Genomic DNA, 16,308 nt, shown 5'->3' with positions numbered 1-16,308 from the left:
CTGACGACAAAGGCGGCTCTTCTGCGTCTATAAAATAATAGTTTAATCGATTAAAACAAAAACAAATGAAAATCTTAAGAACCATCCCAATATGCTGTCTGGCTTGCCTCTCTTTGCAGGCTACAGCACAAGCGTATAAGCTCTGGTACGACAAGCCGGCGCTGGTCTGGACCGATGCCTTACCTTTGGGTAATGGACGGTTGGGCGCCATGGTATATGGCATCCCTGCCACCGAACGCCTGCAGTTGAATGAGGAAACCATCTGGGCAGGACAGCCTAACAAGAATGCCAACCCTCATGCCAAGGCTGCTCTTCCTGTTGTGCAGAACCTCATTTGGCAGGGCGAATACCGTAAGGCGCAGGATATGTGTACCGAGAAAATCATGTCGAATACCAACTTCGGAATGCCTTACGAACCTTTCGGCGATGTCTATATTTCGGCTCCTGGGATGGATGACTATTCCCAGTATTATCGTGAACTGAGTCTGGATTCAGCCCGCTGTCTTACCCGTTGGACTGCCCATGGCGTCACCTATCAGCGCGAGGTCATCACCTCTTTTGCCGATAACGTAGTGATGGTAAGATTTACCGCCAACAAGCCTCATAGCATCACCTTCAATGCCAACTTCACTTCTCCTCACGATGATGTCATCATCCGTACCGATGGCGAGGAAGCTACCCTCGAAGGAGTGGCTGCCAAGCACGAAGGTCTGAAGGGAAAGGTGAGATTCATGGGTAGAATGGCGGCGCAGATCAAGGGCGGCGAGGCTGTGAAAAACTGTCGCGATGGTGTGGTCAGCGTGAAGAATGCCGATGAAACCGTACTCTATATCTCCATCGCCACCAACTTCGTGAACTACAAGGATATCACTGGCAATGAGGTGGAGCGCAGCAAGCAGGCTCTCCATACTGCCATGGCAAAGGATGCCAGAGAGCAGATGGCGCAGCATGTGGCTAAGTTCCAGAGCATGATGCATCGCAACTCGCTCTGGTTGGGTGCAGACAAGTATCAGAATCTGCCAACCGATGAGCGCCTTATCCGTTTTGCCAAGCAGGATGACAACTATCTCGTAGCCACCTATTATGCCTTCGGCAGATATCTCCTGATATGCAGTTCGCAGCCTGGCACACAGCCAGCTAATCTGCAGGGCATCTGGAATGATAAGATGTTCCCATCATGGGACTGCAAGTATACCACCAACATCAATATGGAGATGAACTACTGGCCATCAGAGATGACCAACCTCTCCGATCTCAACGAACCGCTCTTCCGGTTGATTCGTGAAGTGAGCGAAACCGGAAAGGAATCGGCTCAGACCATGTATGGAAAGAACGGATGGGTCTTGCATCACAATACCGATATCTGGCGAGTAACCGGTGGTATTGACAAGGCAGCATCAGGCATGTGGATGACCGGTGGTGCCTGGGTTTCATCCCACCTCTGGCAACATTATCTCTATAGTGGCGACAAGGAATTCCTGCGTAAGGCTTATCCGATTATGAAGGGTGCAGCCACTTTCCTCGATGAGATGCTGATACCGGAACCAGAGCATGGATGGCTCGTAATTTCGCCAGCTGTGAGTCCGGAAAATACGCATCCTTCGAAGGATGGAAAGATAGCCATGAGTTATGGCACCACGATGGATAATGAATTGCTCCACGAACTCTTCTCTTCTGTCATCAGAGCGAGTGAGATTCTGGGAGAAGATGCCGGATATGCGGCTCATCTGAAGGAAGTGTTAGGAAAAATGGCTCCGATGCAGATTGGTAAGTGGGGACAGTTGCAGGAATGGATCAAGGATTGGGATGATCCTGAGGATACCCATCGCCATGTGAGTCATCTCTATGCGCTCTATCCAGGCAATCAGATTACACCGGAGAAGACACCGGAACTCTTCGATGCTGCCCGTACTTCGCTGATACATCGTGGCGACCCAAGTACCGGCTGGTCAATGGGATGGAAGGTTTGTCTCTGGGCTCGTCTGCTGGATGGCAACCACGCCTATAAGCTGATTCATAACCAGTTGACCCTGACCGATGACCATTTCCTTGCCTATGGATTGAACAAGAAGAAGGGTGGAACCTATCGTAATCTCTTCGATGCGCATCCACCATTCCAGATAGACGGCAACTTCGGCTGTACCGCCGGTATCGCCGAGATGCTGATGCAGAGTCATGACGGATGTGTCAATATCCTGCCGGCTCTTCCTGATGCCTGGAAGGCTGAAGGAAAGATACAGGAGCTCCGTACGAGAGGTGGTTTCCTCATCGAGGAACTGGCATGGAAGAATGGCAGAATCACTTCGCTCAAGATCCGTTCTACTCTCGGTGGCAACCTTCGTCTCCGTCTGCCGGCAGGTAACCGGTTGAAGGGCATCAAGGGTATGAAATCTGCCAAGGGTAAGAATCCGAATCCGCTTTTCTCAGCCTTCGAACAGCCACAGATGCAGAACCATTCAGAAGTGAAACTCAACAAGGTAGTGTTGCCAAAGGCAAATACCTATGACATCACTACACGAAAGGGAGAGACCATTCGATTGATTTAAAAACATGGGTCTTAACTCCTTAACATCAAAACTCCTTTAGAAAATGAAAAAAATAATGATAACATTGGCGCTGGCTTGCGGAATCTTTACCGCAGCCTCTGCCGCAAAAAACGAAAAGCCTTGGGCTAATGGTAAATTACAGGTTTCTGCCAACCAGCGATTCCTGCAGTTTGAAAACGGGCAGCCGTTCTTCATGTTGGGTGATACCGGCTGGCTTCTTCCGGAACGTCTGGATAGAGCCGAGGCACAGTATTATCTTCAGAAATGCCGTGTAGCGGGATTCAATACCGTTCTCATCCAGGTGATGGACGGCACACCTTCTTTTAATATCTATGGTCAGCAGTCGCTCCCTGCCGGTTGGGATTTGTCGAAGGCTGACCCGGCAGGTGTTTACAGCTATTGGGATCATCTCGACTACATCATCAAACTTGCCGAACTGAACGGCATCTACATCGGCATGGTTACCATCTGGGGGTCTCAGGTAAAGGCTGAGAATATCAATGCACTGCAGGCTAAGGCATACGGAAAGTTCCTTGCCAACCGCTATAAGAATTCGCCAAATATCATCTGGGTGATGGGTGGCGATATCCAGGGCGATATTCATCCTGAGGTGTGGGAGTCGCTCGCTACCAGCATCAAGAGCATCGACCACAACCATCTCATGACCTATCATCCTCGTGGCAGATATACTTCTGCCAAATGGTGGAGTAAGGCGAAATGGCTCGATTTCCATACCTTCCAGAGCGGTCATCGCAAGTATGGTCAGCGTATGGGCAACAAGGATTATCCTATCCCGGACAATACCGAGGAGGATAACTGGATGTATGTGGATTCTACCTGGGCATACAAGCCTATCAAACCTGTGCTCGATGCCGAACCGAGCTACGAGGATATTCCGAAGGGCTTGCACGATCCTAACGAAGAGCGCTGGCAGGATTATGACGTTCGCCGCTATGCCTATTGGAGTGTCTTTGCCGGTTCCTGCGGCCATACCTATGGTCATAATGCCATCATGCAGATGTTGAAACCGGGCTATCCTACCAGTTATGGAAGTGATGGAGCCGAGAAGCCTTGGTATGTGGCACTCAACGACCCTGGATTCAACCAGATGAAGCATCTCAAGAACCTGATGCTCTCGCTGCCATACTTTGAACGTGTGCCTGACCAGAGCATTATTGCCGGTGAGAATGGCGAAAGATATAACCGTCTGCTGGCTACCCGAGGCAACGATTATCTGCTGGTTTACAATTACAACTGTGTTCCGATGAAACTCGACCTCCGCAAGGTTTCGGGCAGCGGAAAGAACGTATGGTGGATGGATGCTGCCAACGGACAGCTGGAATACATCGGAGAGTTTGACAACAAGGTCATCACCTTCGCTCCTCAGAAGGCTACCCGTGGCATCAGCGATGGTGTTTTCATCGCCATTGATGCCAGCAAGGACTATCTGAAGAAAGACCAGAAAATGATAGAAGACCAGAGTCTGGCTGGTAAGAAAAGAGATTTGAATGAATAATCCAGGGATTATAAATCCCCTGGAACTTAACGCTGATTGAATGAAGAATAATATATTGATAGGTGCATTGCTGACGGTATCGCTGTCGGCTGCACTTCCGCTTTCCGCTGCCAGTCATGTTGACGTGGTGAAGATGCGGACGGAGAACCGGGTGAATCCTTTGGGAATCGGAACTTCAACCCCTCGCTTCTCCTGGCAGATAACCTCTGACAGGAAGGGCGTGGTGCAGACGAGTTATCAGATTCTGGTGGCTTCTTCCCGGGAGAAACTGGATAGAAACGAGGCTGATTTATGGGATAGCGGTGAGCAAAAGAGCGATGAACAGCTGTGGATTCCTTATCAGGGCAAGGCGCTGCTGAGTGGTGCTCAAGCTTACTGGAAGGTGCGTATCACTACCAATAAAGGCAAGTCGGAATGGACCGAACCCCAGCTCTTCACCATCGGACTGCTCGGCGAAACCAAATGGAGTGGTACCTGGATTGGCTTGGAAGACCTGCAGCCTGGAGAACAGAAAGGCATGCATACCCGATTGGCGGCACGTTATATCCGTAAGGACTTTGCCACCAAAGGCAAGGTGAAGCGGGCGGTGGCTTATGTTGCCGGACTTGGTGTATATGAGTTTTATGTCAACGGACAGCGTATGGGTGGCAGTCAGGCTTTGCAGCCAGTGCCAACCGATTATCGCAAGACCATCTACTACAATACTTTCGATGTCACTTCGCTCCTGACCGAGAAGAATGCCATCGCCATCAAACTGGGTAACGGCAGAATGTTTCCGATGCGACTGGAGAAAGCATACAAGACACCTTTCTTCGGTTATCCGAAATGCCGCATCAACGTGAAGGTGGAGTATGAGAACGGAAAGACTGAAACCTGGGCTTCCAACAACACCTGGAAGTTGAGTTTCGATGGTCCTATCCGTAGCAACAATGAGTATGATGGCGAGGAGTATGATGCCCGCAGGGAACAGGCTCTGAAGGGTTGGACCCAGGCTGGTTTCGACGACAGCCAGTGGCAGAAAGCCGAGCGCTGTGCCATTCCTGACGGTACGCTGATGGCGCAGCCGATGACGGGAATGGTTGAGAAGGAATTCGGTCATCCGGTGAGTCTGAAGCATCGCCACGATACCCTCATCGTAGATTTCGGACAGAACATGGCGGGCTGGATCGGTTTCCAGGTTCGTGGCAAACAGGGAGATACCATCCGTGTGAAATATGCCGAGAAACTGCAGGCTGACGGCAGTCTGTATCTCGACAACTTCCGCAATGCCCTCTCTGAGGATATCTATGTCTGTAATGGTAAGGAGAACGGCAAGCCTTGGCGTCCGGTCTTCTCTTATCACGGCTTCCGCTATGCTGCCATCACCGGAATGAAGAATGCCCGCAAGGAGGATTTCACGGCTTATACCGTGAGCGATGAGATGGCTACCATCGGACATATTGAGACTTCTGATACGATATTAAATAAGGTGTTGAAGAATGCATGGTGGGGCATCTACGGCAATTACAAGGGTATGCCGGTAGACTGTCCGCAGCGCAACGAGCGCCAGCCTTGGTTGGGCGACCGCACGGTGGGTTCGCTGGGTGAGAGTTTCGTTTTCGACAACGAGCGACTCTACAGCAAGTGGATGCACGATATCTGCGATGCCCAGCGTTCGGATGGAAACATCCCGGATGTGGCTCCTGCCTTCTGGAATTATTATACCGATGATGTCACCTGGCCGGCAGCCCTGCCTTTCACCTGTGATATGCTCTATCATCAGTTTGGCAACAAGCAGCCTATCATCGATTCTTATCCATCCATCAGGAAATGGATTAACCATATCCTGGCAGAATATTCGGATAAGAACGGCATCATCACCAAGGATAAATACGGCGACTGGTGCGTGCCACCGGAGAAACTGGAACTGATTCACAGTCAGGATCCGAAGCGAAAGACCGATGGCAAGCTGATAGCCACTGCTTATATGATCCGCTGTCTGCAGCTGGCAGAGCAGTTTGCTAACCTGCAAGGTTTAAAGGAAGAAGCGAAAGCTTGGACTGACCGCAGAAACGGAATGATAGAAGCCTTCAACAAGCAGTTCCTCACCAACAAGGCAGGCACTTCCCTTCGTCCGGGTCATGTGCTCTATCCAGACAGCATCTATTATGGCAACAATACCTCTACCGCCAATCTCCTGGCGCTCTCCTTCGGCATCGCTCCTCAGGAGTTGCGCAGCGAACTCATCAAGCAGGTAGTGAAGGGCATCTGCATCGATGCCAAGGAACATGTCAACTGCGGTGTCATCGGTATCTCCTGGCTCCTTCGCGGTTTGAGCGACAACGGCTTCCCTGATGTGGCTTATCTCCTGGCTACCCAGCGCACCTATCCGTCCTGGGGCTATATGGCAGAGAACGGAGCTACTACCATTTGGGAACTCTGGAATGGTGACAAGGCTGATCCGAAGATGAATTCGGGCAATCATGTGATGCTTCTGGGTGACTTGCTTACCTGGTGCTATCAGTATCTGGGAGGTATCCAGCAGAAGGGTGTCAACGTGCAGCAGGTGGCTGAGGCTGATGCCAGTGTAGCTTACAAGCACATCGTGTTGAAGCCGGAATTCAGTATTCAGAACTGCGAATCGGTAAAGACTGATTATGAGACTCCATACGGAGTAGTGAAGAGTCAGTGGAAGAAGACCTTGCAGCATGTGGACTGGGACATCACCGTGCCTTGCAACACCACAGCCGATGTCTATCTTCCTGATGGCAGGATGGAGACGGTGGGTAGTGGCGATTATCATTATTCGGTAGAAATCCCTACCCGCGATGCTGCCATCCTGAAGGATGAATTTCTTTATGATTACAGCGGGTTCCCATCGGCTCATGCCTCTACCATCACCCAGTTGAAGAATGGTGATCTGGTGGCTGCCTACTTCGGCGGTACCTTCGAGCGCAATCCGGATGTCTGCATCTGGGTAAGTCGGAAACCGAAGGGTGCCAAGGCTTGGGAGAAACCTATCCTGGCTGCCGATGGTGTTTATCGCCTGGGTACTCCTGAGGCTAAGAAGGTGGGTCTTTCGGGCATCGATGAGAAGACAACTCCGGCTGATAAGGGCCCTATCAAGGACGGATTGCGCCGTTTCGGTGTGCCTGCCGGCTACAAATATGATTTCCGCTCTAAGTCAGCCAATATCAAGTTGCCTGCCAATCTGAAGCGCAAGTCTTGCTGGAACCCTGTGCTCTATACGATGCCGGATGGCGAGATATGGCTGTTCTATAAGGTGGGTTCTACCGTTGGCGACTGGACGGGCTGTCTTGTGAAGTCGAAGGATGGCGGTAAGACCTGGAGTGATCCGGAGGCTTTGCCAGACGGTTTCCTCGGTCCTATCAAGAACAAGCCGGAAATGGTGAACGGCAGACTCATCTGCGGTTCCAGTACCGAGAACAAGGGTTGGCGATTCCATGTGGAGATTCTCGACTTGAAGACCAAAAAATGGAAGTATGTGGGTCCGGTAGATGCCGAACTGAAGCCTCGTACCGATGATGTGGATTCGGCTACGGTGGATATGGAGCATCCTATCTACAAGGAGGGTGAGAAGGCGAGATATATCTACAGCATCCAGCCATCTATCCTGAAGTTGAAGGACGGAAGATTGCAGGTCTTAATGCGTACTCATAATGCCAAACTTGCCACCAGTTTCAGTAGCGATGGTGGTGATACCTGGACTCCGGTTACCCTGCTCGACATCGAGAACAACCAGAGCGGTACGGATGCAGTCACCCTGAAGGATGGCAGACACGTGCTCATCTACAACAATTTCGAGACCTTGCCGGGAACCAAGAAGGGACCTCGCACGCCTTTGAGTCTTGCCATCAGCGAAGATGGTACTCATTGGCGTCATCTCCTCACCCTGGAGGACAGTCCTATCAACCAGTATTCCTATCCAGGCATCATCGAGGGAAAGGATGGCAAGTTGCATTGCATCTACACCTGGCGCCGCCAGAGAGTGGCGTATAAGGAAGTGGATTTGAAAAAGATAAAATAAGAAAAAAGTAAATAAAAAGGATAGAATATGTACGATGAACGTATCATACTCTATCCTTTTATTGTTTTAAGGCCTCCAACGAATGTTCTTTCATTGGTTACAAAAAGAAGGAAACTGCGTCTTTATTTATAAAACAAAGACTAAGACAATGATAAAAGTACAAAAGATTTTTGTGATGGCAGCCCTCGTGCTGATTCCATCTGTATCCTTTGCTCAGAAAGTGAATATCCTGACCGAAAAGACGGCTTCTAATCGGGAACAGTATGCTGCTGAATACTTGCAGAAGAAGCTCAACAGTCTGGGCTTCCCTACTGTGGTGAACGGCAAGAAGGGCGAATATCGCATTTCGCTCTCGCAAGCCAAGGATACTGCCGGACTGAAGAAGGAAGGTTTCTCATGGACCCGCAAGGGAAAGAAGATCCGGTTGCAGGGAAATGATGGCTCGGGTGTCATCTACGGCTGTAACGAAATCGCTGAATACGTGGCTCAACATGGCTCTCTCAATGTGCCGCTGAAGCAGGAGGATGCGCCTGAAATGGTGCTCCGTGGTGCTTGTGTAGGTTTGCAGAAAACCGTTTATCTGCCGGGTCATCAGGTTTACGAATACCCTTACACCCCGGAGAACTTCCCTTGGTTCTATGATAAGGAACAGTGGATTCAGTATCTCGATATGCTCGTAGATAACAAGATGAATTCGCTCTATCTCTGGAACGGTCACCCTTTTGCTTCGCTCGTCAAACTGAAGGATTATCCTTTCGCCCTTGAGGTGGATGAGGCTACCTTCAAGAAAAACGAAGAGATGTTCTCGTTCCTGACCAGGGAGGCTGACCGCCGTGGCATCTTCGTCATTCAGATGTTCTACAATATCATCCTCTCCAAGCCTTTTGCCGATCATTATGGCTTGAAGACGCAGGACCGTCACCGTCCTATCACTCCGCTCATCAGCGATTATACCCGCAAGTCGGTAGCTGCCTTCATCGAGAAATATCCGAATGTAGGCTTGCTCGTCTGTCTCGGTGAGGCGATGAATACCTACGAGGATGATGTGGAATGGATGACCAAGACCATCATCCCGGGTGTCAAGGACGGCTTGAAGGCTTTGGGCAGAACCGACGAACCGCCAGTTCTGCTCCGTGCCCACGATACCGACTGCAAGATGGTGATGGAGGCAGCGCTGCCGCTCTACAAGAACCTCTATACGATGCATAAGTATAATGGTGAGTCGTTGACCACTTATCAGCCTCGCGGTCCTTGGACCAAGATTCATACCGATTTGGCAGCCCTGGGTTCTACCCATATCAGCAACGTACATATCCTTGCCAATCTCGAACCATTCCGCTGGTCATCTCCTTCTTTCGTTCAGAAGGCGGTAACGGCGATGCACGATGTTCATCACGCCAATGCCCTGCATCTCTATCCGCAGGCTAGTTACTGGGATTGGCCTTATACGGCAGATAAATTGCCTGGCGGACAGCGGGAGAAGCAGTTGGATCGCGACTGGATGTGGTATAAGACATGGGGAAGATATGCCTGGAACTGCCGTCGCGATGTAGCTGCCGAGGGTAATTACTGGGATAAGGTGCTTGCCGATTACTATGCTTCTGATGCCGCTGTTGCTGACAGCATTCGCAAGGCATACGATGAGAGTGGCGAGATTGCGCCTAAGCTTCTCCGCCGTTTTGGGATTACAGAGGGCAACCGCCAGACGCTGCTCCTGGGCATGTTCATGAGTCAGCTGGTGAATCCATATAAGTACACCATCTATCCTGGTTTCTACGAGAGTTGCGGTCCTGAGGGCGAGAAACTTATCGAATATGTAGAAAAGGAGTGGAAGCATCAGCCTCATGTGGGTGAGTTGCCGCTCGATATAGTAGCTCAGACCGAGGCTCATGGCGACAAGGCTGTGGCTGCCATCGATGCCGTAGCGAGTCGTGTAACCGGCAATAAGGATGAGTTCCGCCGTCTTCAGAACGATATGCATTGCTACCGTGCCTTTGCCTATGCTTTCGGCTGGAAGGTGAAGGCGGCTCAGCATGTGCTCAACTATAAGTGGGGCAAGGATATCAAGGAACTGGATGCTGCCGTTCCGCTGCTAGAAAAGAGTTTGGAATATTACCGTCAGCTGGTAGATTTCACCAAGGATACCTATCTCTATGCCAATTCGATGCAGACCGCCCAGCGCCGCATTCCTATCGGAGGTGATGGCGGCAACATGAAGCATTGGAGCGAACTCTTACCAAAATATGAGCAGGAGTTGGCGAATCTGAAGAAGAATATCGCCATGCTCAAGGCTCAGGCTGCGGGTACCTACAAGATGAAGGCAGAGGATATCAAGCCTTTGAAGGATGCAACCCAACAGAAGGGTGCTTTCCAGATGGAGAATATCAATGGCGAGGCTAATTTCAAGATGGTGAAGATAGCCAAGGGTGCCAAGCTCTTCAACGATTTGGATAGTGTAGTGACCGATTTTGCTCCTGAGTTGGCAGGTATGAATGCTTATGTGATGAACAGCAGCAAGCAGCGTGGCGAGTCTACCTCGCTCACCTTCACCACCAAGAAGCCTGTGCAGCTCTTGATAGGTTATTTCCGTGATGACCAGATGAAATATGCCAAGGCTCCTAAGTTGGAGACCGATGCCACTGCCAACGATTACGGTCAGGCAGAGCCTCAACTCACCAGTGCCATCCGCATCGACGGCATGCCACAGGTGAACATCCACAAGTATGAGTTTGCCGCCGGCAAGCATACCCTGCTTTTGCCAAAGGGTTTCCTGCTTGTGCTCGGTGCTACGGGCGATAAGATTACCGCTCGTGATGCCGGTCTCTCAGGTGCCGATAAGGCGATTGATTGGCTGTTCTACTAAATAGAATGATATAATTGGAAGGATAGAGTATAGCACAAATCATGTGTTATGCTCTATCCTTTTTTATTAGGTGAGTCCACTCGAAAAAGTGGGTTCTATTTAAATCAAACGATAACCTTGGGCAGTTATATTCTGTCCTTGGCGTTAATTAACTCTGGAGAATAGTTAGTGTTCATTAGTTGATCAAACAACTTTAGCACGCTATGCGATCATCTTGAAACACTGGGCAATAGAGCAAGAAACATGTGTATATAACGTATAGAAATCTCAATGAAGGTGATTACAATATTTGGATTCTTTTCGTCTTTATGATAATCTTATTTGTTTGTAGTATACTAACATCACGACACAGATGATTGGGAACAGACTATTTATGAAGTTAGATTAAAATATAAAAACAAACCTAAAAGAATCAATTATGAAGAAATTGAAAAATCCTGACGCTATCTCAGGAATTACCTCTAAGGTAATGTTGGTTTCGACTATCTTGTTGACTCCAACAACTATGATGGCAAGTAAAATTCAAGGAGGAATTCAAACACCTCTTTCTGTAGTGCAGCAGTCAAACTCCATCAATGGTACTATTGTTGATGAGCTTGGCGAGCCGATGATTGGTGTAACCATCAAAAAGAAAGGTAGTGGTGTCGGTGCCATTACTGACCTGGATGGCAAGTTTTCTGTAAATGTACCTGTTGGTACAGTCTTGGAAATCAGTTACACAGGTTATAAAACTCTTACTATTTCTGCCAAGCAAAATATGGGAATCAAGATGGAGCCTGATGCTATAGGTCTTGAGGAGTTGGTTGTTGTAGGTTACGGTACACAGAAAAAACGTGACTTGACAGGTTCTGTAGTATCCGTTAAGAATGAAGATGTTGTAGCGGCTCCTACTTCCAACGTAATGGAGGCTTTGCAAGGTAAAATCGCAGGTCTTGATATTACAAAATCCAGTGGTCAGGTTGGTGGCGGAGTAAATATTTTGCTTCGCGGTTCTCGTTCTATCTATGGCGATAACAGTCCTTTGTTTATTATCGACGGACTGCCTGGAAGCTATGATGACATAAGCCCTAACGATATAGAGAGCATCGATGTATTGAAGGATGCTTCATCTACCGCTATCTATGGTTCAGCAGGTGCCAATGGTGTCATCATTATAACAACCAAGCGTGGAGCGAAGAGTTCTAAGACAAGGGTTAATTTTGACGCTTACTATGGTTGGAGTGGTTCTCCTGAGTACAAGAGTGGCATGACTGGTGATGAATGGGTTAATTATTATACAGAGGCGTATAAATATAAAAATGGCGTAGCTCCAGCGAGCGTTTCAGACCTCTTCGGTGGTAACCAGGATTATGTAGATGCTTATAATGCAGGAAAATGGATAGACTGGGTAGATCAGGCTATGGATAATAAAGCTACTACTCAAAAATATTCACTTTCCATCCAGGGTGGAACTGACAAGACAAATGTTTACGCTTCATTGGTGTATAACCGTGACCAGGGATTACTGTCTAATGAGAAACTCAACAAATATTCTGTACGTTTGAACATCGATCAAAAGGTATTTGACTGGTTTAAGGCTGGTGTGTCGACCAATCTCAACTATAGCATCCGTAACCGCGGCGACAACAAGACATTCACAGGAGCATTGAGGGCTTTTCCTCTTGGTGATGTCTTTGATGAATTTGGTGAGTATAACTCTGAGTATATCAATAACCAATACTCTCCTATGGGCGATTATATCAAGAATCAGTATGACAATAATAACCGTTATACTTATATCAATGCAATTGGTTATGCAGAGATTACTCCTTTCAAGGGTTTGTCTTACCGTACTCAACTTAACGGTTCGTTAGGTCATGGCCGCCAAGGTACTTATTGGGGCAATTTGTGTCATGCCAACAGACCTACATATGCAGGTTCGCCACACGCACAGATACAGAACTCAGACAGTTATAGTTATACATGGGAGAATATTCTTTCATACAACTTCAGCATTGCCAATGACCATAACATTGGTGTTACAGGTGTTACTTCTTGGCAGAAGAATTCTAATGAATATACCAATGCAGATGGTAGTGGCCAGGATTTGGACATATGGAAGTATTGGCGTTTGTTGGCAGCTAATAGCCAACGTGTAGAGTCAGGACTGACAACCACCCAAAAAATGTCATACGCCTTGCGATTTAATTATTCCTATAAAGGTAAGTACCTCTTCACTTTCTCAAATCGCTGGGACGGTGTGTCATTCTTCTCTCCAGGCAAGAAATGGGATTCATTCCCTGCTGGAGCATTAGCTTGGCGCGTGTCAGACGAAAGTTTCATGAAAAGCTCAGAAAAGTGGCTTGACAACTTGAAACTCAGAGTGGGTGCAGGTATTACAGGTAATTCTGGTGGCGTAGGTGCTTATTCAACACAAACAAATGCCTATAAATACACTTCTGCCGGCATCACTATAAATGGCAACATAGTGCCGTTCACTCAATATACTGGTACCTATGGTAGTCCTTCTTTGGGATGGGAAAAATCTTATAATTGGAACTTCGGTATAGATATGGCTGTACTCAAAGGACGTCTTGATGGCAGTTTGGATTTCTTCACCACTAAAACACGTGGTTTGCTCTTCAAGCGTACTATGCCTATAACAAGTGGCAGCACAGGTTGGGGCTCTCCTTTGGCTAGCTGGGAAAATATTGCCAAGACTAGCAACAAGGGTGTGGAGTTCACCATCAACAGCCGTAATATCGTTACCAAGGACTTCAAATGGAATACCACATTGACAGGAACTTGGAGCAAGGAAAAGATCGAGAGCTTACCTAATGGTGACTTGATTTCAGAGAATCTTTTCGTGGGTAAACCTATTCATGCTATATACGATTACAAGTATGCTGGTATCTGGGGTACTGATGCTTCACAGGAAGAACTTGATAAGTATGGCGTGAAACCTGGATGGGTAAAGGTTGAGACGATTGAGAAATTTGACGAAAATGGCAATGGTGACGGAGGTGTGCATAAGTACAGCCAGGATGACCGTCAGGTATTGGGACATGAGAATCCTAACTGGATTATTGGTCTTAACAATACTTTCGTCTATAAGGACTTCGACTTGACTATCTATGCAATGGGACGCTTCGGTCAGACTATCTATAGCAAAATGCTCGGTTCATATACAGCAAAGTCTGGAATTGGTACAAATCAAATTTCAGGTATAGACTATTGGACAGAAGAAAACCAAGGTGCTTATTATCCACGCCCTGGTAGTGGTGATGACCAAACGATTGGCAATACAGCCATCAATGTATATGATGGTTCTTTCATCAAGATAAAGAACATCACATTGGGTTATACGCTTCCAAAGAGCATCTCTAAGCATGCACTTATGGAGAAGTGCCGTTTCTATTTTACTGCCTATAATCCTTGGATTTTTGCTATGGACAGTAAGTTGAAAGGTACAGATCCTGAAATGGGTGGCTCGGATACTTTCCCAACTTACAAGCAGTTTGTTTTTGGTATAAATATCACATTCTAAACAATTAAGAAAAATGAAAAAGATGAATTTTAAGAATATATTGTTCTCTGCAGCCCTCGCTGCTGGTGCGATGTCTTTAGCTTCGTGCTCTTTGGAAGAAGAAAACCCTGGTGGTTTTACCATGGAGAACATGGCAGCGAACTCGGTTGAGTCATACCAGTCTTTGCTTAATCAGTGCTATTTTGGTATGGAACGTTTCTTGTATGGTACGGATGGTTTCATGGAATTGACAGAAGGTGATACAGATCTCTGGACTTACCAAGGAAATCAGAATACTTCCTATACTCAGTATTTTTGGTTCTTCGCAGGTGCAGCACCTAACACCACCTATACAAATGGTATCTGGAATTCTCTCTATGATGGTATTGGCAGTTGCAATATGGCTATCAGTTTGGCAAATAAAGCCCCTTTTAAAACTGAGGCTGAAAGAAATGTCAAAGTTGCAGAAGCTAGATTCTTGCGTGCTATCTATTATTTCAATGCTGTAGAGCAGTTTGGTGGGGTTACCATGATTACAGAACCGGCTAGCTCTATGAATTTTGCTCCTACCCGTACAGAACCTCTAACGATTTATAAGGAAATTATCATTCCTGACTTGGAGTTTGCTGTGGAATGGCTGGATAAAGGCAATGACGCAACTACTACACAGCCTACCAAAAAAGCTGCACTTGGAATGTTGGCAAAAGTTTGTCTGCAGACCAAAGAGTATGCTACGGATGAGTATATACCTGAGGCGCTTGATGCAGCTAAAAAGCTGATAACTGACTGTGAGTCGGGTGGCTCTACATATGGTGCTTACATGTATCCTACGTATGAGGAGGTTTTTGCTGAGGAAAATAATAAAGAAAATAAGGAGGCTCTATGGAAGCATCGCTGGTATGCTGGCAGCGATGGACATGGTTCTAGTAATGGTAACTTCAAATTGAATCGTAACGATGAGAAGTTCCTCTGTAATATCAATAAGTTTGGTGCTCGTGAAGACAATCAGACTAGTCGTCTAACATGGGAAGGCAGTCAGGCAGGTATCTTCATGCCAACTCAGTATTTGCTCAATCTATATGTACAGCAGGATGGAACACTAGACCCACGTTTCCACAAGTCTTTCACTACTCAGTGGAACGCAAATCGGAATTATGAGTGGGACGAAAGTTCAAAGAACAACTTTGGTAAGGAAGATGCCATTGTTGGCAAGAAGCTCAATACAGGCGACTTGGCCATCAAAATCGTGATGCCTCAGGATGCAGATTATGCAGCGGAAGTAAGTAAGAAAGCTACAGCCAACTACTTAATAGTAGATTATAAGGATGTATATGATGATGCAAATAAGAATGTGATAACCGAGCGTGGAGCAGGTGAAAACATGTTCCGCTACTTCTATCCATCTCTTAACAAGCATAATAGCAGCAACTATTATGTTGCTAATGCCAGCAAAAAACGTAATGGAAATTTGAATGCTACATTCATCATACGCATGGCTGAGATTTACCTCATTGCAGCAGAGGCTGATATCTATCTAAATGGCGGGGCTAACGCTATGGGCTATATTAATAAGGTTCGCCAACGTGCAGGGGCTACCCCTCTCACTGGTTCAGCTTCTGTTCGTACAGTATTGGATGAACGTGGTCGTGAGTTATGTGGTGAATACTGCCGCTTCTATGATTTGAAGCGCACAGGTATGTTCAAGGACAATTCATATCTACAGGCTACACATCCAGACTTGGCTAGGTATTTCAAACCAGAGTATGCTCTTCGTCCAATTTCAACAACCTTTACAAATGGTATTAATAATGGCGCTGAATACCAGAACCCTGGTTATTAATTTTTTTAGAT

At 47.4% G+C, this 16,308-nt stretch carries 6 protein-coding genes; all 6 read left to right on the top strand.

Features of this window, described 5'->3' with window-relative positions:
- Positions 1 to 65 precede the first annotated feature (65 nt).
- The gene (locus ACWJAO_RS01265; RefSeq protein ID WP_449138978.1) at positions 66 to 2,546 is read left to right on the top strand and encodes a glycoside hydrolase family 95 protein; all 2,481 of its coding nucleotides are present in this window, start codon (positions 66 to 68) and stop codon (positions 2,544 to 2,546) included.
- 43 nt (positions 2,547 to 2,589) lie between these two features.
- Complete coding sequence (locus tag ACWJAO_RS01260; protein WP_449138977.1) at positions 2,590 to 4,062, top strand: glycoside hydrolase family 140 protein; 1,473 nt, start codon at positions 2,590 to 2,592, stop codon at positions 4,060 to 4,062.
- 40 nt (positions 4,063 to 4,102) lie between these two features.
- Positions 4,103 to 8,089 carry a family 78 glycoside hydrolase catalytic domain gene (locus ACWJAO_RS01255; protein ID WP_449138976.1) on the top strand — a complete coding sequence of 1,329 codons (3,987 nt, stop codon included), beginning with the start codon at positions 4,103 to 4,105 and terminating at the stop codon, positions 8,087 to 8,089.
- A 175-nt stretch (positions 8,090 to 8,264) separates the two neighbouring features.
- Positions 8,265 to 10,952 (top strand): alpha-d-galacturonidase, encoded by a 2,688-nt coding sequence (locus tag ACWJAO_RS01250; RefSeq protein ID WP_449139013.1) that lies wholly within the window; start codon positions 8,265 to 8,267, stop codon positions 10,950 to 10,952.
- Positions 10,953 to 11,457: 505 nt separating this feature from the next.
- Positions 11,458 to 14,478 carry a SusC/RagA family TonB-linked outer membrane protein gene (locus ACWJAO_RS01245; protein ID WP_449139012.1) on the top strand — a complete coding sequence of 1,007 codons (3,021 nt, stop codon included), beginning with the start codon at positions 11,458 to 11,460 and terminating at the stop codon, positions 14,476 to 14,478.
- A 13-nt stretch (positions 14,479 to 14,491) separates the two neighbouring features.
- Positions 14,492 to 16,297 (top strand): RagB/SusD family nutrient uptake outer membrane protein, encoded by a 1,806-nt coding sequence (locus tag ACWJAO_RS01240; protein ID WP_449138975.1) that lies wholly within the window; start codon positions 14,492 to 14,494, stop codon positions 16,295 to 16,297.
- The last annotated feature ends 11 nt before the right edge of the window (positions 16,298 to 16,308 follow it).

The organism is Segatella sp. (genome assembly GCF_977051555.1).
The sequence above is the reverse complement of the archived record's forward strand: the minus strand, read 5'-3'. Positions and strand labels throughout refer to the sequence as shown.